Origin of the sequence: Mycobacterium sp. GA-1199, assembly GCF_001500045.1 — a bacterium.
In the GTDB taxonomy this organism is placed as follows: Bacteria; Actinomycetota; Actinomycetes; order Mycobacteriales; family Mycobacteriaceae; genus Mycobacterium.
Genome location: NZ_LQIX01000054.1, coordinates 72,116 through 93,837, shown reverse-complemented (window position 1 = coordinate 93,837; position 21,722 = coordinate 72,116). Strand labels below are relative to the sequence as shown.

Here is a 21,722-nt window from a genome sequence, read left to right as displayed (position 1 = left end):
TGAGCTCCAGTGAGTGAATTTCAGGCGCCCAAGGGCGTCCCGGACTACCTGCCACCCGATTCGGCGCAGTTCGTCGGTGTGCGCGACGGTCTGCTCGACACCGCACGGCGCGCCGGCTACGGCGACGTCGAACTGCCGATCTTCGAGGACACCGCGCTCTTCGCGCGTGGGGTCGGCGAATCGACCGATGTGGTGTCCAAGGAGATGTACACGTTCGCCGACCGCGGCGACCGCTCGGTCACGCTGCGGCCCGAGGGCACCGCGGGGGTGATGCGCGCCGTCATCGAGCACGGCCTGGACCGCGGGCCGCTTCCGGTGAAGCTGTGCTACTCGGGGCCGTTCTTCCGGTACGAACGTCCTCAGGCCGGCCGCTACCGTCAGCTGCAGCAGGTCGGGGTGGAGGCCATCGGCGTCGACGACCCGGCGCTGGACGCCGAGGTGATCGCGGTCGCCGATGCGGGCTTCCGATCGCTGGGGCTCGACGGTTTCCGCCTCGAGATCACTTCGCTGGGCGACGAGACCTGCCGTCCGCAGTACCGGGAACTGTTGCAGGACTTCCTGTTCAAGCTGGACCTCGACGACGAGACGCGGAGGCGCGCCGAGATCAACCCGCTGCGGGTGCTCGACGACAAGCGCCCGAAGATGCGTGAGATGACCGCCGATGCGCCGGTGATGCTCGACCACCTGTCGGATGTCGCCAAACAGCACTTCGACACCGTGCTGGCGCACCTGGACGCGTTGGCGGTGCCGTACGTCATCAACCCGCGCATGGTGCGCGGGCTGGACTACTACACCAAGACGACGTTCGAGTTCGTCCACGACGGGCTCGGCGCCCAGTCGGGTATCGGTGGCGGCGGACGCTACGACGGCCTGATGGCGCAGCTCGGCGGAAAAGACCTGTCCGGCATCGGGTTTGGGCTGGGTGTCGATCGCACGTTGTTGGCGTTGAATGCCGAGGGCAAGACCGTCGGCGGGACGGCGCGCGTCGATGTGTTCGGTGTTCCGCTGGGGGAGCAGGCCAAGGTGACGCTGTCGGTGCTGGGCGCGCGACTGCGGGCGGCGGGTGTGCGCGTCGACCTTGCCTACGGCGACCGCGGTATCAAAGGCGCGATGCGCGCCGCGGACCGCTCGGGTGCGGCGCTGGCGCTGCTGGCCGGTGACCGCGACATCGAAGCGGGCACGGTCGGAGTGAAAAATTTGGCCACCGGCCAGCAGACGGATGTGCCGGTGGACGACGTGTTGACCGAAGTGCTGGCCCGCCTCAACCGCGCCTGATTTGTTGCGCGAGCGTGCGTGTTTGCGCACGACATGCCGCGAAATTCCGCTATTTTGCGCACGCTCGCGGGCCGGCGAGCGTGCTCAAACGCGGTGCACGGCAGCGGTGAGCACCCGTTCGAGCATCCCGACGCCGCCGCTGAACACGTTGCCCCGCATAAGAGTTCGCGTCGACGACGGGGTGACCGCGACCAGACTCGACGTCAGCAGTCGCGAACGTCGCTCGAACCGCACCTGGTTCAGCGGGGCCACGATCTCACCGGCGCCGTCGCGGTAGGTCTGGTGTCGGCGGTCGAAGACGGCCACCGGGGGATATGCGCTCAGCGACGTCATCCGCATGTGTCGAAGTGCCGCGCCCCCGCGAATCATCGCCCTGAAGGCCGCAATGCCGATCATGAGGAGTCCCGCGCCGATCGCCGCCGAGGGCCACATCATCGAATACGCGAGCGCGTAGAAGATCGACACGGCGCCGAAGCCGCCGAAGATCAACGCCGACACCGTCAACAACAGCACCGTCATCTCCGTCGGCGCCCGTCCGCGGTCGATGAGCAGGACCTCGGGTCCCCGTTCGGCCACCACCACCGCGCCCTGATCCGCCAGCGGGATCGGCTCGAGCGGTGTGCTCACGCAGAGCCGCGGGCGACCGAGTTGAGGAGTTCGTCGATGTGCCCGACCCCGCCGTCGAACGGGTTACCCCGCTTGAGCGTCTTCGTGCCGCCGGGGGTGACAGCGACCAGTTTCGGTGAGCTGGAACCGATTTGGAACTTGCGCGCGAAACGCACCTGATCCAACTGCACCAAGGCGCCGCCGCGGTAGCTGAACAGTTCGAGCTTGCGATCCAGCACCGCGGCGGGCCGGCACTCGTGCAGCGGTCGGCTGCGGTACCGGCGGATTCTGCGGACGACCAAGAATGCGGCCACCGCCAACGCCACGCCGACGGCCAGGAAGGCGGCGCCCAGCGCCCGCGACGGAACACCGCCGATCACTGCGACCAGCCCGAACCCGGCCACGACGAGCGTCAGGACGCCGAGTACGAACGCCAACACCGTCAGCGCACCTGTGCCTCGATCCACGACGAGCACCCGACGGCCGTCGTCGGTGACGACAAGACCGCCGGTGTCGGCCAGTACCTGTGGCTCCGAAGCTGTGGTCACGGGTGCACTGTGCCACTTCGGCGGCCGCGAGCGTGCGCAAACTGCTGGAAATCTGCGGCGTGTCGTCTGCAGACTCGCACGCTCGCGCAACAAAGGGAGGGCACTAGATGGCCATGGCGGCGCGGACGTCGGCCTCGGAGGCCGAACCGCCCGCACCGTCGGAGGTCACGCGCCCGGACTCGAGAACGTAATAGTGCTGCGAGGACTCCAGCGCGAAACCGATGTGCTGTTCGACCAGCAGCACGCCCAGGTCACCCCGCCGGGTCAGCGACGTGATCGCGGCCTCGATCTCGGCGACCACCGACGGCTGAATACCCTCGGTCGGCTCGTCGAGGATCAGGCACTTCGGCGTGGTGATGAGCGCGCGGGCGATCGCCAACTGCTGGCGCTGACCGCCAGAGAGCAGACCGGCGCGGCGGGTCAACAACTCCCGCAATGCGGGGAACAGGTCGAGTTGTTCGTCGATGAGCCGCTTGCCGTTCTTGCGTCCGTCCGCGACGACCTGCAAATTCTCCATCGTGGTCAGCTGACCGAACGACTGCTGCCCCTGCGGCACGTAGGCCAATCCACGCGCGACGCGCGCGCTCGGCCGCAGCCGGCTGATGTCGTCACCGTCGAAGAGCACCTTGCCGGCACTGCATTTCAGCAACCCGACGGCGGCGCGCAGCAGCGTGGTCTTACCCGCGCCGTTGTGGCCCATCACCGCGGCGACCCCGTCGGAGGGCACATTCACGCTGACTCCGTGGATGACCTCGGAACGACCATAACCGCAACGCACGTCGACCAGTGACAGCATCAGGGCTCCTCGATGAGTTCGGCGGGCACATCGGCGGTCCCGGCCGCTGCGGTGCCGAGGTAGACCTCTTGAACCTTCGGGTTGGCCTGCACCTCGGCAACGGTGCCCTCCGCGATCACCTGCCCGCGGGCCAGCACGCTCACCGACGTGGCGAACGCGCGCATGAAGTCCATATCGTGTTCGACGACGACGACTGTGCGCTGGGCACCGATGCGGCGCAACAGCTTTCCAGTCTCCTCACGCTCCTCGTTGCTCATGCCGGCGACGGGTTCGTCGAGCAGCAGCACCTCGGCGTTCTGCACCAGCAGCATGCCGATCTCCAGCCACTGCTTCTGCCCGTGGGCCAGCACCCCGGCCGGCTTGTCGGCCAGGTCGCTCAGCCCGATGGTGTCGAGCGCCTCTTCGATGGCGGGCAGCACACCCTTGCGTCGACGTAACAGCGTCCACGCCGACCGTCCCGCACCCGCGGCGATGTCGAGGTTCTGCAACACGGTCAGTTGCTCGAAAACGGTGGCCGTCTGGAACGTGCGCCCCACCCCGAGTCGGGCGATCTGATGCACCTTCTTGCCCAGCAGTTCGACGCCGGACTTGTTGACCGACCCGGCGGCGTTGACCAGGCCGGTGATCGCGTCGATGACCGTCGTCTTGCCCGCACCGTTCGGGCCGATCAGGAATCTGAGGTCACCCTGGAACAGGGTCAGATCGACATCGCTGACCGCTTTGAAACCGTCGAAATCGACTGTGAGACCACGTACTTCGAGGTACTCGGTGCCCATACCGACGTTGCCGCCCGCAATCGGCTCCGCTTGAAGGGTCATGTGGCTGCGCCCACCTTCTCGGTGTCGGGATCGGTCTGCGGTTCGGGTTCGGGTTCGACGGGCTTGCTGCGCCGGCGGATCCGGCGCCGTTTGAACAGCACACCCAGCCCGGCCAGTCCCGCCGGGAAGAAGCCGACGACGACGATGAACAGCAGACCCTGCGCGTAGGTCCACTCGGACGGGAAGCGTTCGGAGAACAGGGTTTGCGCCCACGCCACCCCGATCGCGCCGAGTACCGGCCCCAGCAGCGTGGTGCGCCCACCGATCGCCACGCCGATCAGGAACGCGATCGAAGGCAGGATGCCCACCTGCGACGGCGCGATGAACCCGACGATCGGTGCGAACAGCGCACCGGCGATGCTGGCGAACAATGCCGCCACGGTGTAGGCGACCACCTTGATGTTCGCCGGGTCGTATCCGAGGAATCGGACGCGCTCCTCACCGTCGCGGACCGCCACCAGCAGCTCGCCGTACCGGCTCTGCATGAGTTGGCGGACCACCGCGACGACGGCCAAAAGCACACCGGCGGCGATGAAGTACAGCATTCGCCGGTTGGCCGGGTCGTTGAGGGTGAACCCGAAGAACGTGCGAAACCTGTTGAGCCCGTTACTGCCACCCAAGCTGGTCTGCCCGACGAGCAGGATCGCCAGCGCGGCCGCCAGCGCCTGGGACAGGATCGCGAAGTAGGCGCCCTTGACGCGGCGTTTGAACACACCGAGTCCAAGTGCGGCCGCGATCGCCGTCGGCACCAGCACGATCGCCGCCACGGTGAAGGCGGGGGAGGCGAACGGCTGCCAGTAACCGGGCAGTTCGCGCACTCCGGCGATCTGCATGAAGTCGGGCACATCGTCGCCGCGCAACTGCGCGTCGGCGATCTTCAGATGCATGCCCATCATGTAGCCGCCGAGCCCGAAGAACACGCCCTGACCCAACACGAGCATGCCGCCGCGGCCCCAGGCCAGCCCGATGCCGACCGCGACGATCGCGAAGCACAGGAACTTGGCCAGTAGGCTGAGCCGGAAGTCCGACAGCACCGCGGGCGCCACGGCGAACAGCAGCACCGCGGCCACCGCGAAACCGGCCCAGGTCTGCCAGCGGCCAACGAAGGTTCTCACGCGAGACTCCTTGTCCGGACGGTGAACAGGCCCTGCGGCCGTGCCTGCAGGAAGATCACGATGATCACGAACACGATCACCTTCGCCAGTGATGCGGTGGTGTTGTATTCGATGAACGAGTTCAAAAAGCCCAACGCGAACGCCGCGATCACCGTGCCCTTGATCTGGCCGAGTCCACCGACCACGACAACCAGGAAGGCGTCGATCAGATAGCTCTGCCCGATGGTCGGGCTGGTCGAACCGATCAGCGTCAACGCGACACCGGCCACCGCGGCCAAGCCCGAGCCGATGAAAAACGTTGTGATGTCGGTCTTGCGGGACGAGATCCCACTGGTTTCGGCGAGGTCGCGGTTCTGCACGACGGCCCGTATCCGCCGTCCCATCGGGCTGACCTTGAGGGCGGTGGCCAGCGCCGCGACGCAGACCACGGCCAGCACCAGGATGAAGATCCGCGTCTTGGGCACGACCGCCCCGAACATCTCCACCCCGCCCGACAGCCACGCCGGCGCCACCACATTGACTGCGGGGGCTCCGAAGACGTCGCGGGCGACCTGCTGCAGGATCAACCCGACACCGAAGGTGACCAGCAGTGTGTCCAGCGGGCGGTGATACATCCGGCGGATCAGCGTTGTCTCCAGAAGAGCGCCCATCGCGCCGCCGATCACAAATCCGACGGCCAGCGAGATCAACAGCGACGCACCGGCGCTCGACACGATCTGCTGCACCACGTAGGCGGTGTAGCAGCCGGCCATGATGAACTCACCGTGCGCCATGTTGATGACGCCCATCTGGCCAAAGGTCAGCGACAACCCCAGCGCGGCCAGCAACAGGATCGAGCCGAGGCTCAATCCCGTTGCCAGCTGCCCGATCAGGACATCCATAGGTGGCTCAGCTGGACAGGCCGGCTGCCCACGGATAGGACTTGAGGTAGGGGTCGGGTTCGATCGGCCCCGGCGACTCCCAGATTGTGTAGATCAGCCCGTCGGGACGGATTTCGCCGATGCGTGCGGTCTTGGTGATGTGGTGGTTCTCGCCGTCGATGGTGACCAGACCTTCCGGCGCGTCGAACGTCACGCCACCGGCATTGTCCTGAATCGCCTTGACGTCGAACGACTTTGCCTTTTCGACCGTGTTCTTCCACAGGTACACCGACACGTAGGCGGCCTCCATCGGATCCGACGTCGGCTTGTTGGCGCCGTATTTGTCCTTGTAGGCCTTGACGAACGCCTTGTTGACCGGGTTGTCGACGGTTTCGTAGTAGTTCCAGGCGGTGAGCTGGCCGGTGATGTTCTGGATACCGATGCCGCCGACCTCTTCCTCGGCGATCGACACCGATACCACCGGCATGGCCTCCGGGGTCAGGCCGACATTGCGGTACTCCCGGAAGAAGGCCACGTTCGAATCACCGTTGAGGGTGTTGAACACGGCGTCGGCGCCCGCGGTGCGGACCTTGTTGACGATGGTCGAGAAGTCCGTCGAGCCCAGGGGCGTGTAGTCCTCGCCCTTGATCTCGATGCCGTTGGCGCCCGCGTACGCCTTGATGATCCGGTTGGCGGTCTGCGGAAACACGTAGTCGCTGCCGACCAGATAGAGCGACTTGACGCCCTTCTCCTTGAGGTAATCCAGGGCGGGCACGATCTGCTGGTTGGTGGTGGCGCCGGTGTAGAAGATGTTCTTCGACGACTCCAGACCCTCGTACTGCACGGGGTAGTACAACAGGGAGTTCGCGCTCTCGAAGACCGGCAGCATCGCCTTGCGCGACGAGGAGGTCCACCCGCCGAACACCGCTGCCACACAGTCACTGCTGATCAGTTTCTCGGCCTTCTCCGCGAACACCGTCGGCTCGGATGCGCCGTCCTCACCGACGAGTTGAATCTGCTTGCCCATCACACCACCGGAGGCGTTGATCTGCTCGACCGCGAGGTCGATGGCGTTGCGAACGGTCACTTCCGAGATGGCCATGGTGCCCGACAACGAGTTCAGCGCACCCACTTTGATCGTCGAGCCCGAGGTGTCCACACACGATTGGGCGTTCGCCGAGTCCGACTCGGTCGCCTTGCTTCCGCAGCCGGCCAGCACCAGGCTCGTCGCAGCGACGATTCCGCCGGCAACAAGGGCTGAACGTCTCACGGAGGACCGTCGTGGTAGTCGCATGAACAGCCTTTCCCTATATATCCGCAGCGCACATCGGCGATGAGCGTCGAGCCGGGCGCGTGGTCCCGACATCGCGTGGTTGTCGAATCGGGACGTTAGAGCGGTGGTGTTTCTGGGAAATGTCTGCGTGTGACGAACAAATTAACCTGTGACTTCTCCGCAGGTCGTTCGCCATTCACTGGCGGATGGAAGGCGCTCGCCAGCGGCGATGCCGTGGCTGTAACGGTTTGGTACCGTCCGGCGATGTGACGAACATGCGAACAGCTACAGCCAAGGTCGGGGCGGCACTCATGGTGGCGGCGGCGTCAGTCGCGGTCAGCCATGCGACGGCCAATGCCCAGTCGGAAGGCCACGTGGTCCGGTACACGCTGACGTCAACGGCCCCTGCCGACTTCCAACTCAACTATCTGACGGCTCAGCCTCCGAGCAAGGAGGCCTACAACGCCGACGCGTATGCGTACCTGAAGAAGGAAGAAGTGGTCCTGCAGCCGGGCGTGCCGTGGGTGTTCGAGACGACGATGGCCGACCCGCAGTGGGCGATCCTCACCGCGAGCACCGGCGTACACGCCATGCAAGCCTCCCCGAACCCGCACTGCGAGATCGCGATCGACGGTCAGGTGGCGGTGCAGCAGGACGGCACCTACACGGTGCAGTGTCAGCTCAGCCAGTGGTGACCGCACCGCAGTAGGTATCACGGCCGCTCAGTCGGCCACACTCTGCAGTTCGCACAATTTCAACGTGGGTGGCAGCGGCTCGGTGTGCAGCACACCGAGCCGCTGTGTCGCTCGCGTGAGCGCCACGTAGAGGTCGGCCGCTCCGCGCGGACCGTCGGCCAGGATGCGGCCCGGCTCGACGACGAGAACCGCGTCGAATTCCAATCCCTTGATCTCCGACGGTGACACCGTCCCGGCCATTCCCGAAGGTCCGATCACGACGCTGGTCCCTTCGCGGCCGTCCTCATCGCGGCGGAACTGCTCGATCGCGACGGGCAGCTCCTCGTCGTCGACAAGGCGCGCCCATGGCCGAACACCGCATGCGCGAACCGATTCGGGTGGCCGCACGTCGGGAGCGAACTCGGCGAGCAGGCCGGCGGCGACGTCCATGATCTCGGCGGGCGTGCGGTAGTTCACCGACAGCGGCCGGTAGACCCAGCGCCCGGGCACATACGGATCGAGCATCGAGCCCCATGACGTGGCGCCCGCGGCCGATCGGCGCTGCGCGAGATCACCGACCACGGTGAAGGACTTGCTGGGACACCGACGCATCAGCACCCGCCAGTCCATCTCCGAGAGTTCCTGCGCCTCGTCGACGACGACGTGCCGATACGTCCAATCACGGTCTGCGGCAGCACGTTCGGCGAGCTCACGGTTGTCGCGCTCGACGAACCGCTCGGCGAGATCCTCGGCGTCGAGCAGGTCGGCGGCGATCAGGTGGTCCTCGTCGTCCATCAGGTCCTCGCGGGCCACCATCAGATCCAGCACGCCCGCGGCGTAGGCGGCCTCCTCCCGGCGTTGCGTCTCGGCCGCGGCGTCGGGTTCGACCCCGCCCAGCATGTCGACGAGCTCGTTGAGCAGCGGCACGTCCGACACCGTCCACGCATCTCCGTGCGCGCGCAACAGGGACTCGTCAGCGCCTGCGGCAGTGAGCCGTTCGGCAGACTCGTAGAGCCCGGCCAGCAGAGCCTCCGGCGTCAGCTGCGGCCACAGATCGTCGAGGGCGGTGTTGAACGCTTCGTGGTCACCGAGCTCGTCGAGAAGCTCGGCTCGCAGGTGTTCCCACGCCGCCTTGTCGTCGCGCGTCAGCCAGCCCTTGCCGATGCGGGCGATCGCACGCTCGGTGAGGACCCAGGTGATGACGTCGACGAACACCGCGCGCGCGTCGTTGTGCGGTAAGCCGCTGTCACGGGCCTCCTGGCTCGCCCACTCGGCCGTCTCGGCGTCGATCCGGACGGTGACGTCGGCCAGCTTGATCGGCACCGGTTCTTCGGGAACCCGTTGCCGGTCGGCGATCGCCGCTGCCAGCACGTCCAGCATCGTCAGCGAACCCTTCGCCCGCGCCGCGTCGGGGGAGTCCTCGGCGGTGACCCGCAGGCCGGGAACGAGATCACCGGTCGTCATGAACACGACGTTCGTTTCGCCGAGCGAGGGCAGCACCCGGTCGATGTGGCGCAAGAACGCGGTGTTCGGGCCGATCACCAGCACGCCATGGCGTTCCATCCGCTCCCGCTGCGTGTAGAGCAGGTAGGCGACGCGGTGCAATGCGACGACGGTCTTGCCCGTGCCGGGGCCGCCCTCGATCACCAGCACGCCCGGGCGCTCGAGCCGGATGATCTCGTCCTGTTCGGACTGGATGGTCGCGACGATGTCGCGCATGCCTTCGCCGCGAGGCGCGTTGACCGCCGCGAGCAGTGCGGCGTCACCCTGCGCGCCTTCGGTGGGTCGGCCCAGGGTCTCGTCGGTGAAATCGGTGATGCGACGCCCGATGGAGTGGAACTGGCGCCGCCGGCGCATACCCTCCGGGTGGGCCGCGGTGGCGACGTAGAAGGGGCGCGCCGCGGGAGCCCGCCAGTCGAGGAGCAGTAGCTCGTACTCGTTGGCCTCGTCCAGCAACCCGATGCGACCGATGTAGAGACGATCGCCCGTGACGCTGTCCAGCCGACCGAAGCACAGACCGTGGTCGGCGACGTTGAGCCGGTTCATCCGCTTGGCCACCGCGCGCACCTCGGCGTCCCGGTCGACCAGCGAGCCGCCATCACCGCGCAGCGCAGCGTCGTAGTGCTTGCGCACGCGGGCGCGTTCGGCGTCGAGTCGCGCATACAAGCCGTCGATGTAGCGCTGTTCGGATGCCAGCTCGTCCTCGTGGCCCTCGATCGGCACACTGCCCCTCTCTGTCGGGTCACCGCCGGCTCGCGCGCGTCGACCTTGACATCCTATCGAACGTGAGTTCGAATCGAATGTATGCGGTGGGATGGGCAGGGTGTCAGCGTCGACGACGGCGCGCTGCCCGGACTGCAGCGTATCGGTTTAGTGCGCAGCGTGCGGACGCCGCAGTTCGAGGGCATGACCTTCCATGAAGTGCTGTGCAAGTCGGCGCTCAACAAGGTGCCCAACGCGGCCATGCTGCCGTTCCGGTTCACGGTCAACGCCTACCGCGGATGCTCACACGCCTGCCGTTATTGCTTCGCGCGGCCCACGCACGAGTATCTGGATCTGAACTCCGGCAGCGATTTCGACAGCGAGGTCGTCGTCAAGACCAACGTGGCCGACGTGCTGCGCCGCGAACTGTCGCGACGGTCGTGGCAACGCGAGACGGTGGCCCTGGGCACCAACACCGATCCGTACCAGCGGGCCGAGGGCCGCTATGCGCTGATGCCCGGGATCCTCTCGGCGCTGACCGATTCCGGTACGCCGTTTTCCATCCTCACCAAGGGCACCCTGCTGCAACGCGATCTGCCGCTGATCCGCGAGGCCGCCCGCCAGGTGGACGTCAGCGTGGCGGTTTCGCTCGCCGTCGGAGACCCCGTGCTGCACAGGGAAGTCGAACCGGGTACCCCGTCGCCGCAGGCGCGCCTCGGGATGATCGCCGCGATCCGCGACGCCGGGCTGGGCTGCCATGTGATGGTGGCCCCGGTGTTGCCGCATCTGACGGACTCGGCCGAGCACCTCGATGCGCTGCTGGCCGAGATCGCGGCGGCCGGAGCCACCGGCGTCACCGTGTTCGGCCTGCACCTGCGTGGCTCTACACGCGGCTGGTTCATGAATTGGCTGGCCGGCGCACACCCGCAGCTGGTGCCCAAATACCGCGAGTTGTATCGTCGTGGCGCCTATCTGCCGCAGGACTACCGGAAGATGTTGCACGACCGGGCGGCACCGCTGGTCGCCAAGCACGGCCTGGCGCCCGACCGCCGCTCGTTCCGCGCCGCGGACACACCGCCGGCGCCGTCACCCGTCCAGACCCTGCAGCCCACTCTGTTCTAAGCGCAACGGTTGCGGTCGCACGGAAAGTCAGCCGCGGTTGCGCTTGACCTCTTTGAACGGCACATCGCGATCGGCGGCGGGTTCGCGTGGGAAGCCGAGCACGCGCTCGCCGATGATGTTGCGCGCGATCTCGGTGGTTCCGCCGCCGAGAGCGGCGGCCTGCCGGCCCAGATACCGTTCGCCGTAACGGATCAGGTCATCGTCGACATCGACGACGCCCGCGCTGCCGGTGATGGCCAGGGCGGTGTCGAACTCCAGATGGTGGACGTCGGCGTGCGCGATGCGGATGATCGACCCCGCCGCCGGAGGCAGCGATCCGTCGAGGACGCCGTGATACACGTGGTCGATCAGCTGTTCGCGGACCGCCCGGTGCACCAGCGCGCGGCCGGCCATCGCGCGCAGCCGCTCATTGTCCGGTTGGCCGACCTTCTCGAGCAGCTCGACGTAGTTGATCGGCACATCGGATTTGCCCTCGGCGCCGATACCGCTGGCGAACTCCGAGCCGCCGCCGACCGCGCGCCGCTCGTGGTAGAGCTGGCGCGACGCCACGTGCCAGCCGCCGTTGACCTCACCGACGACCGCGTCGTCGCCGAGTTCGAGGTTGTCGAAGAACTCCTCGCAGAACTCGACCGACCCGTTGACCTGCTTGATGCGGCGAAGTGTGATGCCGGGGCTGTTGATCGGCACCAGGAACATGGTCAGGCCCTCGTGCTTGGGCACATCCCAGTCGGTGCGCGCGAGCATCAATCCGTAATCAGCGGCGAAAGCGCTTGTACTCCACGTCTTTGCGCCGTTGATCACCCACCTGTCGCCCTTGCGGTCCGCGCGGGTTATCACGCCGGCGAGGTCGGAGCCGCCGCTGGGTTCCGACAGCAGCTGCACCAGCACCTCGTCGCCGCGCAGGGCCGCAGAGATGTGCTGACGTTTCTGTTCTTCGCTGCCGGTGTCGAGGATGGTGGCCGCGCAGATCGTGAACGTCGGCGTGTTCAGGATCACCGGCATCTCGTAGCAGCGCGACACGTTGTCGAACGCCTTCTGATAGGCGATCGGCAGACCGAGCCCGCCGTACTCCTTCGGGAAGCAGATACCGGCGAATCCGCCGTCCCACAACCGTTTCTGGAGTTCCCGCGCGCGCTGCCACGGTTCCTCTTCACCGCGGTCGTGCTCGGGCGGGTTGTTCGGGTCGATGGAGGGCATGTTCTGTGCCAGCCACGCCTGAGCCCGGGCGGCGAACTCTTCGACGGACTCCGCGGTGGCCGGCGCGGCCGGGGCCGACGTCGTGTCGGTCATGACGCTTGCTCCAGGTTTTCGGTGAGGGCGTAGACGCGCAGGTTGTGGTCCTCGGGGGTGCCGAACATCGAGCGGTTCACCGTGGTTCGACGCAGGAACAGGTGCAGGTCGTGCTCCCACGTCACCCCGATGCCGCCGTGCAGCTGCACACACAGCTGCAACATGCCCGGTGAGTATTCGCCCACATAGGATTTCGCGACGCTGACGGCCATCGCCGCGCCGGGAGTCCGCGCCGCCACCTCGGCCACCGCGGCGTTGGTCGTGGCCCGGCACCCTTCGAACCAGATCTTCAGGTCGGCGTACTTGTGTTTGAGCGCCTGATACGAGCCCAGGGGGCGACCGAAGCTGTGTCGGTCGAATCCCCACTGAATCGTGAAGGCCAACACGGTATCCAGAATGCCGACGACCTCGGCGCACTGCAGCACGGCGGCGATCTGGGCCTGGCGCTCGATCAGCGCTGGTGTCACCTCGGCCGTGCCGACCGCCGCGCCCGCGTCGACCTCGACCCCGTCGAAGTGCACGCGCGCGTAACTCTTGACCATGTCGATCGAACGCTGTGGCTCCACACGCACACCTGGTGTGTCCGCGGGCACGAGGAACTGACGGACACCGTCGTCGGATTGTGCTGTCACCAAGAACAATCCGCTGTGCGCACCGGCCTCGACACGGTCCTTGACGCCGTCGATGCGGAAACCGGTCGCGGTGGCGGTGGCGGTGACCGACGGGGTCAGGGGAGACCATGACCGGCCGGGTTCATATACCGCCCAGCTGGCCACCGCATCCCCGGCGACCAGCGCCGCGATGGTGTCCTCGTGGCCGGAGGGCGCGTCGACGAGTCCGGCGAGCACGGTGCTCACCGGGTGCAGCGGCCCCGGAGCGACGGTTTTACCGGCGATCTCGGCGACCAGTGCCAGATCCTTGACGCCGTTGCCGGACACGCTGCCGCCGCCGAGTTCCTCGGGCACCAGCAGGCTGGTCCAGCCCAGTTCGACGGCTCGACGCCACCAGTCGGCGTCGAACGAGGTTCCGGCGTCGTGCATCTGCCGTATACGGCTCAGCGGGACTTCCTTTTCGAGGAACGACTGTGTGGTCGAGGCGAAGAGCAGTACCTCAGGATTCGTGCCGTTGTTCGCGCTGTCGCTCACGGGCTCTCTTTCGTAATCGTGCGAACGTGCGTGTCGACGGATCGACACGCACGTTTCGCGACGGTGCCTGAACTCAGGCGGGGATGACGAGCGCGGGCACGTCGGGGTTGTGGACGATCTCGTTGGGTACCTTGAACAGCTCGATCATGTTGCCGCCCATGACCTTCCGCTGGCCCTCCTCGTCGAGGCCCTGCAGGTCGTCGATCAGATGCGTCGGCTCGGCCAGGCCCTCGGGGTGCGGCCAGTCCGATCCGAAGATCACCCTGTCGACACCGATGAGGTCGGCCATCTTGGCGAAGTCGTCCTCCCAGAACGGCGCGACGTACACGCCGCGCTTGAACGCCTCGATCGGATTCTCGGGGAACTCCTGCGGCATCTTCTTGTAGACGCCCTCGAACTGCTTGAACAGGTAGGGCACCCAGTCGGCGCCGTTCTCGATCGACAGGATCCGCAGATCGGGGTTGCGGGTCAGCGCACCGTGGCACACCAGTGCGGCCATCGAATCCTCGATCGGCCGCTTGCCCATCGACACCATCCGGAACGCGGTCGGCTTGAACGGCAGGTACTCGTCGGCCGGTTCCCAATCGTTGAGGTACTCGGCGTAGCCGGAGTCCGATGCGTGCATCGACACCGGGATACCGGCCTTGACGCAGGCGTCCCAGAACGGATCGAACTCGGGCAGCCCGAACGAACGCGTGCCCTTGAGCCCGGGCACCGGGGCGGGGCGGACGAGTACGGTCTTGGCGCCGCGCTCCAGGCACCACTCGAGTTCCTCGAGCGCGCGGTCGACGATGCCGAGGTTGATCACCGGTGTGGAGAAGATCCGGTCCTCGTAGTTGAACTGCCAGGTCTCGTACATCCACTCGTTGAGCGCATGGATGACGTCGAGGATCAGCTCCGGATCGTCCTTCATCCGTTCCTCGACCAGGCTGGCCAGGGTCGGGAACATCAGCGAGTAGTCCAGGCCTAGGCCGTCCATGACCTCGAGTCGCGCGGCGGGTTCGCGGAAGGCCGGGATCGCCTTCATCGGCTTGCCCATCACCTCGCGGAAGCTCTTGCCGCCGCTGCCGTGCTTGAAGTACTCCTCCTGGGCGCCGGGGCGCGCGACGACCTCGAAGGTGGGGTTCGGGATGTAGTCGCTGACCTGGTTACGCACCATGATCTTGGTCCGCCCACGCACCTCGATGTAGTCGATGACGTGCTTGCGGTGGTCCGGGAGGAACTTGGTCAGCGCCTCTTTGGGCTCGTAGAAGTGGTTGTCCGCGTCGAAGACGGGATAGGGAAGCTGGCGTGTCATGTTCGCCTCCTGCAAGTCTGATTGGCTGTGAGTGGTAATGACATTACCACTTTCAGACCAGCATAAACAGCCGCCCTGGAGAGGCTGGTTCTCGGCTTGTGCGGTGCAGGTCAAGCGTGCTTGTCCGGGCCGGTGAGCCCGCTGAGGCAGAAGTCGTAGATGTCGTCGGCGCCGACCGGTATCCCGCTGAGTTCCGCACCGAGCACCTGCAGCCGGATCGCGCCCAGCGCGGACTGCATGATCAGCGCGGCCCGCGCGTCGACGTTGAGGTCCGACCGGAAAACGCCCTCGGCGATGCCGCGGTTGATGATGTCTCTGATCAACTCGTAGACCGGGGAGAGCACGCGGGAGTACTCACGCGGCAAGGTCTCTGCGAGGCGGTCGTTGTAGTTCGTCAGACCCCGGTTGACCTTGTCCTGTGTGGTGGTCTCGGGCGGGGTGCAGATCCGGTCGATGAGGACGCGAAGGGCCGTGGCGGCCGGTAGCCCGTCAGTGTCCTCGCGCCAGCGGCGCGTCGACTCGGACATGATCTTGTCGACCAAGGCGAGGAGCAGTTCGTCCTTGGTCGAGAAGTGTTGGTAAAAGGACCGCAGCGACGTCTTCGACCGCTCGACCACCTCGAGCACGGTGAAGTCGGTGCGCCCGGTCTCGCCGAGGATCGCCAATGCCGACTTCATGAAGCGCTTGGGCCGGGAATCGCCATCGGCAGCGTCGGCCGTGCGGGTACCGCTCGCGGCGGGGCGCCCGCTCGGCTTGGCCATGGTCGTCACCTTCCGGCTCGTGATTGACTGGTAACGACGTTACCGCTTTTGTAGAGGCTCGGTTACTGTTCCTTGCATGACCACAGACTCAGCGCAGCAACAGTGGACCGTCGACACCCTGCTCGACCTGTTCGACGTCCGCTCGGACGGGGAGAACCGATTCATCGCCGAGACCGGGCCCGCCGGTGAGGAGGACCGGCAGGTTGTCGAGGGCACCCAGGTGCTCGCCCAGGTGATCGTGGCGGTGGCCAAGCGATTCGAGGGTAAGTCGGTTCGATCGGTGCATGCGGTGTTCTCGCGGGCGGTCATGGTCGCTGCTGGACCGGTCGAGTTGGAGATCGACGTCGTCAACGAAGGCCGTTCCACCGCAACCGCTGTCGTCGCGGCCAAGCAGAACGGCAAACGCTGCATCACCGTCACCGTGCTGACGGACGTCCCGACCGACGACGTCATCCGGCATGCGCTGGCGCGACCCGACGTGAAGCCACCCGCGGAAGCCAACGATGCCGGCATGGCCATGGCCGGTCGCGAGATCCGGCTCGTCGATATCGTCGACGTCAACAGCCCCGACGAGGTCGGCCCGCCGGAACTGTACGCCTGGGTGCACTACGACAAGACCCCCGACCGCGACGAGCTCGCCAAGGCTCTCGTCGTGTATCTGACCGGGCACCTTGGTATTTCGACGACGATGCGCGCGCACGAGGGGATCGGCACCGCGCAGTCGCACATCACCGTGTCGACCGCGCCGATGACGGTATCGGTCAGCTTCCACGAGCCGTTCGGCTGGGACGGGTGGCTGCTCTACAGCCACGAGAGCACCCAGGTGGGCGCCGGCATGTCGTACGTGCGCGGCACGGTGCACACCGAGGCGGGTGAGCTGATCGCATCCTTCACCCAGGACGCGCTGATCCGGCCGCTGCGCACCAGTGATACGGCGATCAAGGAGCAGTCCCGGCTCTGACGGAGGCGGTGCCCGGGCGCCGGCGGTGGCCGGGCGCCGAAATTGAACTTCTGCACGAACATTCGTTGAAATTTGGCGCACAAGTTCAGACTCGCGGCACGCTCAGATCTTGAGATAGCCTTTGTCAGCGGGGATTTGCGCCGCGGTCAGCAGTGACGAGGCGTCGCTGGCCAACCAGACCACGATGTCGGAGATCAGATCCGGGTCGGCCAGCGACTCCGTCGGCAGCGCGCCGGGGGAGAAGCTGTGGATGTAGGTCTGGTGGTCGGCGAAGATCTGGTACATCGACGTGTCGTTGCCCATCGGGGTGTCGGTGCCGTACGGATGCACCGAGTTGACCCGTATGCCGAACTCGCCGAGTTCGACCGCCAACGAGTTGGTGAGCCCGACGACGCCGAACTTGCTGGCGCAGTAGTGACCGCAGCCGGGGACGGCCTTGATGCCGGCTGCCGAACTGATCGTGATGATCGACCCGCCGTTGCCCGCCTCGATCATCGCCGGTACGGCGGCCTTGATCGTGTTCCACACACCGGTGAGGTTGATGTCGAGGACTTCCTGCCACTGTTGCGCCGAAATCTCCCACAGCCGGCCCCAATTCATCACACCGGCGTTGACGACGACGATGTCGAGGCGGCCGAACTGCTCGATCGCGTCGGAGACCACCCGCTGTTGGCCCGCGAGATCGCGGACGTCGACCCGGTCGGCGACGATCTTGCGGCCCTCACCTTCGACGAGGCTCACCGTTTCGGCGAGATCCTCCGGGCCCGCGGGCGGATAACCGTTGTGCGCGGCGACCGGACCGCACGCGTCGATCGCGACGATATCGGCGCCGGCGCGGGCCAACCGCACGCAGTGCTGACGGCCCTGGCCACGGGCGGCCCCCGTCACGTAGGCCACCCTTCCGGCCAGCGGGGTGTCGAGGTTGGTCATCCAGTCCTCCTGATCAGTTGGCGCCGGCGGCGAGCCAGTCGTCGAACGTCGTCGGGGCGATGCGCGCATTCTCGCCCGGCAGCAAGACATTTCCGGCCATCGAGAGCCCGAACATGCCCGACCAGGTCGGGACGAGCTTCACCTGCCTGCCCCTGGCGGCCAGCGTCCGGCGTGCCATGTCGACGAGGTCCTGTGTCTCGGGCCCCGCGACATCCACATACCGGCCCTGCGGTTGACCGACCGCCACCTCGGCGAGGACCTCGGCGATGTCATCGGGCGCGATCGGCTGCACGAGCAGCGGGGCGATGGTCGACACCCCGTCCTGTTCGAACCAACCGGCGACCATGGCCGCGAAGTCGTGAAACTGGGTGGCGGGCACGATGGTCCACGGCACCGGTCCGTCGGCGACGAGCCGTTCCTGTTCCCGCTTGCCCGAGTAATGCGCATTGCCTTCGATGGCGTGAATGCCGACGATCGACAACAGCACATGGTGACCGACACCGGCGCGCTGCTCGGCGGCGAGCAGATTGCGTGTGGTGGTGCCGAAGTACTCGATGGTGCGGTCCCGGTCGATGGGCGGCGCGCTGACGGCGTCGACGACGGCGTGCACGCCGGCGAGCGCGGAGTCCAGGCCTTCACCGGACAACAGGTCGATCCCGAGTGAGCGGCTGATGCGGACGACCTCGTGGCCGTCGCGCTCCAGCGCGGCGGCGGTGCGGGCGCCGATGTTTCCCGTCGCTCCTGCGATTGCGATGCGCATGAGTGTCTCCTTCGACCCCGGTGACGGTACTCGCTGGGCGATTCGGATGGGGCCGGTCAGCTCAGCGTGGCCGCGACCTCCCGAAGCCGTGCGCCCGCACCGGAGGTGATCGGTTCGCCGTGCCCGAAACACGCCGTGTCGATGTCGAGCGCGGCGAGGCGGCGGAATGACGCCACCGTGCGCACCCGGTCCTGGTTGAAGGTGCCGAGCATGAGCGTACCGACGTTGGCGATGGTGTCACCGGTCAACAGCACACCGTGGCGGGGCAGATGGATCGCGATGCTGCCCTCGGTGTGGCCCGGTATCGACAAGATCTCGGCGCCGCCGCCGAAATCCAGGATGTCGCCGTCGCGCAGTTCCCGGGCGACGGGGACGGGGTCGGCCGCATCGGGCAACCCCGCGGCGACGCGCGCGTGGATCGGCACCTCCCAATCTTCGAACACCGGTGGGGGCAGCGCGACGCCGTCACGAATGGCCGCGGCGTCGCCGGCGCCGGCGAGGACAGGGGCCCCCGTCGATGTGTGGAGTTCGGCCGCCGAGCCGACGTGGTCGACATGCCCGTGCGTCAGGATGATCCGATCGACTCCGGGTACGGCGTCAGCGATGGCCGCGCCGGATCCCGGTGCCCCAGTGTCGATCATCGTGACCGAGTCACCGTCGCGCCAGGCGTAGACCTGCCATCCGCTGACGACGAGCATCGTCAGGTTCGGCGTGACCGCGACACACTCCATGCGTTCACGCTAGCCCGAGGCGAAATCACTCGTCAGCGCCGACCGCAGCACGTCGAGCGGCAGTCCGCCGAGGTCCAGCGCGCGATCGTGGAACTCCTTGAGCGACACACCGCTGCCCAGCATCTCGTCGCGTAGCCGTTGCCAGATGCGTTGCCCGATCGCGTACGACGGCGCCTGGCCCGGCCAGCCCAGGTAGCGGTCTAGCTCGAACTGCAGGTGCTCCTCGTTCATCGCACTGTGGGACACCAGGAACTGCCACGCCTTGTCGACATCCCACACGGTGCCGTCGGGCGCGGTCATACCGCAGTGCACCCCGATGTCGATGACGACGCGCGCGGCCCGAAAGCGTTGCGCGTCCAGCATTCCGATGTGGTCGCCGGGATCGTCGAGCCAACCGAGTTCGGCCATCAGCCGTTCGGCGTACAGCGCCCAACCCTCGCCGTGACCCGACACGAAGCAGCCCAGCCGCCGCCACCGGTTGAGCTGGTCGGCGCGCACGACCGCGCGGCCGATCTGCAGATGGTGTCCCGGAACGCCCTCGTGGAACACCGTCGTCGTCTCCTGCCACGTGTGGAAGGTGTCCACGCCGTGCGGAACTGACCACCACATCCGGCCCGGCCGGCTGAAGTCTTCCGACGGACCGGTGTAGTAGATGCCGCCGGTGTGCGTCGGCGCGATCCGGCACTCCAGCTCGCGCAGTGGTTCGGCGATGTCGAAGTGCGTGTCGGCGAGTGCCTCGACAGCGCGATCGGACAGGTCCTGCATCCATGCCTGCAGCGCGTCGACGCCGTGGACGAGGTAGCGCTCCTCGCCGTCCAGCCGCCGCAGCGCGTCTGCGATCGACGTCCCGGGATACAACTGCTGGGCGAGCTTCTGCTGTTCGGCGACAATGCTTTCCAGCCGCTCCAGGCCCCACTCGTACGTCTCGTCGAAATCGACCTCGGCGCCGAGGAACGAACGCGAACACAACCGGTAAACCTCTCGGCCCACGGCGTCCTCGGCGCGCGCATGCGGGGCGATCTCGTCGCCAAGGATCCTGCCCAGCTCCCGGTAGGCGTTGGCGGCGTTCGCCGCGTGCTGCTGCAGGTCGTCGTGCAACGCCGTGTTCTCCGGGACCGCGTTCGCGACCATGTCGACCAGCAGGTGCTGAATGCTCGCGGCCTGTTCGATCCCGCGCACGACCTGGCGCACCGCCGGAGGATGCCCGTCGGCGACCGCGGCACGCAGGGCGTCGGCGTATCCGGCGACACGGTCGGGCAGGTGCGAGAGCCGGCGCGCGATCACCGCCCAGTCGTCGGCGGTTTGGGTCGGCATGAGGTCGAACACGTTGCGCATCGACTGCAGCGGTGAGGCGATCACGTTGAGTTCGCCCAGATCGAGGCCGGCGTCATTGAGGTCGATCACGATTCCCAGGCGCTCGCGCATCGCCGCCACCGTGACCTCGTCGACCGCGTCCGCCGGTGTGACCTCGGACAGTTCGCGCAGTGTGCGACGCGCTGCGTCGGCGCGCGCGGCGACACCGTCGGGGGAGTAGTCGGTGATCTCCTCGTCATAGTTGCGGTCGTGACCGGTTATGCCCATTTTCGTTGCGGCGCAAGGGTCGAGCTCGGCAAGGGTGTCCAGGTAGCGTTCGGCGACGGCGTCGACCGCCGTGGGCGTCCTACCCAAGGTCGCTCGTGGAGAACGTGTCGCAGGTTTTCGGGTCACCGGTGCGGTAGCCCTCGGTGAACCACTTCTGCCTCTGCGCGGCGGATCCGTGCGTCCACCCCTCCGGGTTCACCCGGCCGGTGGTCTTCTGCTGAATGCGGTCGTCGCCCACCGCGGCCGCAGCCGACAGCGCATCGGCGATGTCCCTGTCCGTCAACGGCTGTAGGAACGTGACGTCGGTACCTTCCTGCTTGGTGATGGCGGCATAGTGCGCCCAGACGCCCGCGTAGCAGTCGGCCTGCAGTTCGGTGCGCACGCCGCCGCCGGTGGGGCCCGCCGCGCCGGGGCCCTGCGAGTTCCGAAGCGCGCCGGTGAGGTTCTGCACGTGATGGCCGTATTCGTGGGCGACCACGTACTCCTGTGCCAACGGTCCGCCGCTGGAACCGAATTGGTCACGCAGGACCTTGAAGAAGCCGACGTCGAAGTAGGCGGTCTGGTCGGCGGGGCAGTAGAACGGTCCGACCGCGCTTGTGGCATGGCCGCACGCCGTGTTGACGCTGTCGGTGAAGAGGTGAACGCCCGGTCGGGTGTAGTCCGGCAGCAGTTGTGGCCAGATCGCGTCGAGTGAGTTGCCGGTGGCGAGCACGCGGCACTGGGGGATCGCGTTGGCGTCCGCGCCGGTCTTGCACTGGTTGACGTCGAAGCCCGGCGCTTCTACACCCTGGCTGTCGTACTGGCCCTGCTGGGGCACCACCGTGCTGGGGTCGACGCCAAGGAACAGCGCCACCACGAGGATGAGCAGGCCGCCGACGCCGCCACCGACCGCGATGCCCCGACCGGGGCCGCCCCCGCCGCCACTGGACGAGGCGGTGCTGGTGTCGATGCGCATACCTTCGTTGAAGGTCATGACG

The 21,722-nt window shown here is 66.9% G+C and carries 21 protein-coding genes; 4 read left to right on the top strand and 17 right to left on the bottom strand.

Annotated features, from left to right (window positions below; all coding sequences use genetic code 11):
• The first annotated feature begins 9 nt into the window (after window positions 1-9).
• Window positions 10-1,275 carry a histidine--tRNA ligase gene (gene hisS / locus AU198_RS22655; protein WP_064350826.1) on the top strand — a complete coding sequence of 422 codons (1,266 nt, stop codon included), beginning with the start codon at window positions 10-12 and terminating at the stop codon, window positions 1,273-1,275.
• A gap of 84 nt (window positions 1,276-1,359) precedes the next feature.
• On the opposite strand, the gene AU198_RS26765 is transcribed toward hisS, so the two are convergent.
• From AU198_RS26765 to urtA, 7 genes are all read right to left on the bottom strand, one after another.
• Window positions 1,360-1,902, bottom strand: a complete 543-nt coding sequence (locus AU198_RS26765) for a hypothetical protein (protein WP_064350825.1) — start codon at window positions 1,900-1,902, stop codon at window positions 1,360-1,362.
• On the bottom strand, window positions 1,899-2,429 hold the full coding sequence (locus tag AU198_RS26500) for a hypothetical protein (RefSeq protein WP_197416198.1): 531 nt from the start codon (window positions 2,427-2,429) through the stop codon (window positions 1,899-1,901). The genes AU198_RS26765 and AU198_RS26500 overlap by 4 nt, the downstream gene beginning before the upstream one ends.
• 103 nt (window positions 2,430-2,532) lie before the next feature.
• The gene (gene urtE / locus AU198_RS22640; RefSeq protein WP_064350824.1) at window positions 2,533-3,225 is read right to left on the bottom strand and encodes an urea ABC transporter ATP-binding subunit UrtE; all 693 of its coding nucleotides are present in this window, start codon (window positions 3,223-3,225) and stop codon (window positions 2,533-2,535) included.
• Window positions 3,225-4,043 (bottom strand): urea ABC transporter ATP-binding protein UrtD, encoded by an 819-nt coding sequence (urtD, locus tag AU198_RS22635; protein WP_064350823.1) that lies wholly within the window; start codon window positions 4,041-4,043, stop codon window positions 3,225-3,227. The genes urtE and urtD overlap by 1 nt, the downstream gene beginning before the upstream one ends.
• On the bottom strand, window positions 4,040-5,158 hold the full coding sequence (urtC, locus tag AU198_RS22630; RefSeq protein ID WP_064350822.1) for an urea ABC transporter permease subunit UrtC: 1,119 nt from the start codon (window positions 5,156-5,158) through the stop codon (window positions 4,040-4,042). Before urtC ends, urtD begins: the two co-directional genes overlap by 4 nt.
• Window positions 5,155-6,039, bottom strand: a complete 885-nt coding sequence (gene urtB / locus AU198_RS22625; protein WP_064350821.1) for an urea ABC transporter permease subunit UrtB — start codon at window positions 6,037-6,039, stop codon at window positions 5,155-5,157. The genes urtC and urtB overlap by 4 nt, the downstream gene beginning before the upstream one ends.
• Before the next feature lie 7 nt (window positions 6,040-6,046).
• Entirely contained in the window at window positions 6,047-7,312 is a 1,266-nt protein-coding gene (gene urtA / locus AU198_RS22620; protein WP_064350820.1) for an urea ABC transporter substrate-binding protein, read from the bottom strand.
• A 254-nt stretch (window positions 7,313-7,566) separates the two neighbouring features.
• On the opposite strand from urtA, the gene AU198_RS22615 reads away from it, so the two are divergent.
• A complete protein-coding gene (locus AU198_RS22615) occupies window positions 7,567-7,986 on the top strand; it encodes an Rv2576c family protein (protein ID WP_120271057.1) in 420 nt (139 codons plus the stop codon).
• Between the two features lie 27 nt (window positions 7,987-8,013).
• Here AU198_RS22615 and helR read toward each other — a convergent pair whose 3' ends face one another.
• Window positions 8,014-10,188, bottom strand: a complete 2,175-nt coding sequence (gene helR / locus AU198_RS22610) for an RNA polymerase recycling motor ATPase HelR (protein ID WP_197416197.1) — start codon at window positions 10,186-10,188, stop codon at window positions 8,014-8,016.
• A gap of 81 nt (window positions 10,189-10,269) precedes the next feature.
• Between helR and AU198_RS22605 the strand changes: the two genes are divergently transcribed.
• Window positions 10,270-11,289 carry an Rv2578c family radical SAM protein gene (locus AU198_RS22605; RefSeq protein ID WP_064350818.1) on the top strand — a complete coding sequence of 340 codons (1,020 nt, stop codon included), beginning with the start codon at window positions 10,270-10,272 and terminating at the stop codon, window positions 11,287-11,289.
• A 27-nt stretch (window positions 11,290-11,316) separates the two neighbouring features.
• Here the strand turns inward: AU198_RS22605 and AU198_RS22600 are convergent, their stop codons facing one another.
• From AU198_RS22600 to AU198_RS22585, 4 genes are all read right to left on the bottom strand, one after another.
• Window positions 11,317-12,579, bottom strand: a complete 1,263-nt coding sequence (locus AU198_RS22600; protein WP_064350817.1) for an acyl-CoA dehydrogenase family protein — start codon at window positions 12,577-12,579, stop codon at window positions 11,317-11,319.
• On the bottom strand, window positions 12,576-13,724 hold the full coding sequence (locus tag AU198_RS22595; protein WP_064350816.1) for an acyl-CoA dehydrogenase family protein: 1,149 nt from the start codon (window positions 13,722-13,724) through the stop codon (window positions 12,576-12,578). Before AU198_RS22595 ends, AU198_RS22600 begins: the two co-directional genes overlap by 4 nt.
• Before the next feature lie 73 nt (window positions 13,725-13,797).
• Window positions 13,798-15,021, bottom strand: coding sequence for an amidohydrolase family protein (locus AU198_RS22590; protein ID WP_064350815.1), 1,224 nt, complete (start codon window positions 15,019-15,021; stop codon window positions 13,798-13,800).
• Window positions 15,022-15,131: 110 nt separating this feature from the next.
• Entirely contained in the window at window positions 15,132-15,782 is a 651-nt protein-coding gene (locus AU198_RS22585) for a TetR/AcrR family transcriptional regulator (RefSeq protein WP_064350814.1), read from the bottom strand.
• A gap of 76 nt (window positions 15,783-15,858) precedes the next feature.
• Between AU198_RS22585 and AU198_RS22580 the strand changes: the two genes are divergently transcribed.
• A complete protein-coding gene (locus tag AU198_RS22580; protein ID WP_064350813.1) occupies window positions 15,859-16,743 on the top strand; it encodes an acyl-CoA thioesterase in 885 nt (294 codons plus the stop codon).
• Between the two features lie 102 nt (window positions 16,744-16,845).
• Here AU198_RS22580 and AU198_RS22575 read toward each other — a convergent pair whose 3' ends face one another.
• Genes AU198_RS22575 through ypfJ form a run of 5 tightly spaced genes read right to left on the bottom strand, consistent with a single transcriptional unit; the run spans window position 16,846 to window position 21,718 of the window.
• The gene (locus AU198_RS22575) at window positions 16,846-17,673 is read right to left on the bottom strand and encodes a mycofactocin-coupled SDR family oxidoreductase (RefSeq protein WP_064350812.1); all 828 of its coding nucleotides are present in this window, start codon (window positions 17,671-17,673) and stop codon (window positions 16,846-16,848) included.
• Window positions 17,674-17,686: 13 nt separating this feature from the next.
• The gene (locus AU198_RS22570) at window positions 17,687-18,433 is read right to left on the bottom strand and encodes an SDR family oxidoreductase (RefSeq protein WP_064350811.1); all 747 of its coding nucleotides are present in this window, start codon (window positions 18,431-18,433) and stop codon (window positions 17,687-17,689) included.
• 56 nt (window positions 18,434-18,489) lie between these two features.
• The gene (locus AU198_RS22565; RefSeq protein ID WP_064350810.1) at window positions 18,490-19,164 is read right to left on the bottom strand and encodes an MBL fold metallo-hydrolase; all 675 of its coding nucleotides are present in this window, start codon (window positions 19,162-19,164) and stop codon (window positions 18,490-18,492) included.
• Window positions 19,165-19,173: 9 nt separating this feature from the next.
• Window positions 19,174-20,832 (bottom strand): DUF885 domain-containing protein, encoded by a 1,659-nt coding sequence (locus tag AU198_RS22560; RefSeq protein ID WP_064350809.1) that lies wholly within the window; start codon window positions 20,830-20,832, stop codon window positions 19,174-19,176.
• Window positions 20,825-21,718 carry a KPN_02809 family neutral zinc metallopeptidase gene (ypfJ, locus tag AU198_RS22555; RefSeq protein ID WP_064350808.1) on the bottom strand — a complete coding sequence of 298 codons (894 nt, stop codon included), beginning with the start codon at window positions 21,716-21,718 and terminating at the stop codon, window positions 20,825-20,827. Before ypfJ ends, AU198_RS22560 begins: the two co-directional genes overlap by 8 nt.
• Window positions 21,719-21,722: the final 4 nt, after the last annotated feature.

Bases quoted from the DNA above. Each gene is read 5' to 3' on its own strand.
- AU198_RS22590 (WP_064350815.1), bottom strand. From the start codon at position 15,021: ATGACACGCCAGCTTCCCTATCCCGTCTTCGACGCGGACAACCACTTC.
- urtA (WP_064350820.1), bottom strand. From the start codon at position 7,312: ATGCGACTACCACGACGGTCCTCCGTGAGACGTTCAGCCCTTGTTGCC.
- urtE (WP_064350824.1), bottom strand. From the start codon at position 3,225: ATGCTGTCACTGGTCGACGTGCGTTGCGGTTATGGTCGTTCCGAGGTC.
- urtD (WP_064350823.1), bottom strand. From the start codon at position 4,043: ATGACCCTTCAAGCGGAGCCGATTGCGGGCGGCAACGTCGGTATGGGC.
- AU198_RS22565 (WP_064350810.1), bottom strand. From the start codon at position 19,164: ATGGAGTGTGTCGCGGTCACGCCGAACCTGACGATGCTCGTCGTCAGC.
- AU198_RS22575 (WP_064350812.1), bottom strand. From the start codon at position 17,673: ATGACCAACCTCGACACCCCGCTGGCCGGAAGGGTGGCCTACGTGACG.
- ypfJ (WP_064350808.1), bottom strand. From the start codon at position 21,718: ATGACCTTCAACGAAGGTATGCGCATCGACACCAGCACCGCCTCGTCC.
- AU198_RS22580 (WP_064350813.1), top strand. From the start codon at position 15,859: ATGACCACAGACTCAGCGCAGCAACAGTGGACCGTCGACACCCTGCTC.
- AU198_RS22605 (WP_064350818.1), top strand. From the start codon at position 10,270: ATGCGGTGGGATGGGCAGGGTGTCAGCGTCGACGACGGCGCGCTGCCC.
- AU198_RS22600 (WP_064350817.1), bottom strand. From the start codon at position 12,579: ATGACCGACACGACGTCGGCCCCGGCCGCGCCGGCCACCGCGGAGTCC.
- AU198_RS22570 (WP_064350811.1), bottom strand. From the start codon at position 18,433: ATGCGCATCGCAATCGCAGGAGCGACGGGAAACATCGGCGCCCGCACC.
- AU198_RS22615 (WP_120271057.1), top strand. From the start codon at position 7,567: ATGCGAACAGCTACAGCCAAGGTCGGGGCGGCACTCATGGTGGCGGCG.
- AU198_RS22585 (WP_064350814.1), bottom strand. From the start codon at position 15,782: ATGGCCAAGCCGAGCGGGCGCCCCGCCGCGAGCGGTACCCGCACGGCC.
- urtB (WP_064350821.1), bottom strand. From the start codon at position 6,039: ATGGATGTCCTGATCGGGCAGCTGGCAACGGGATTGAGCCTCGGCTCG.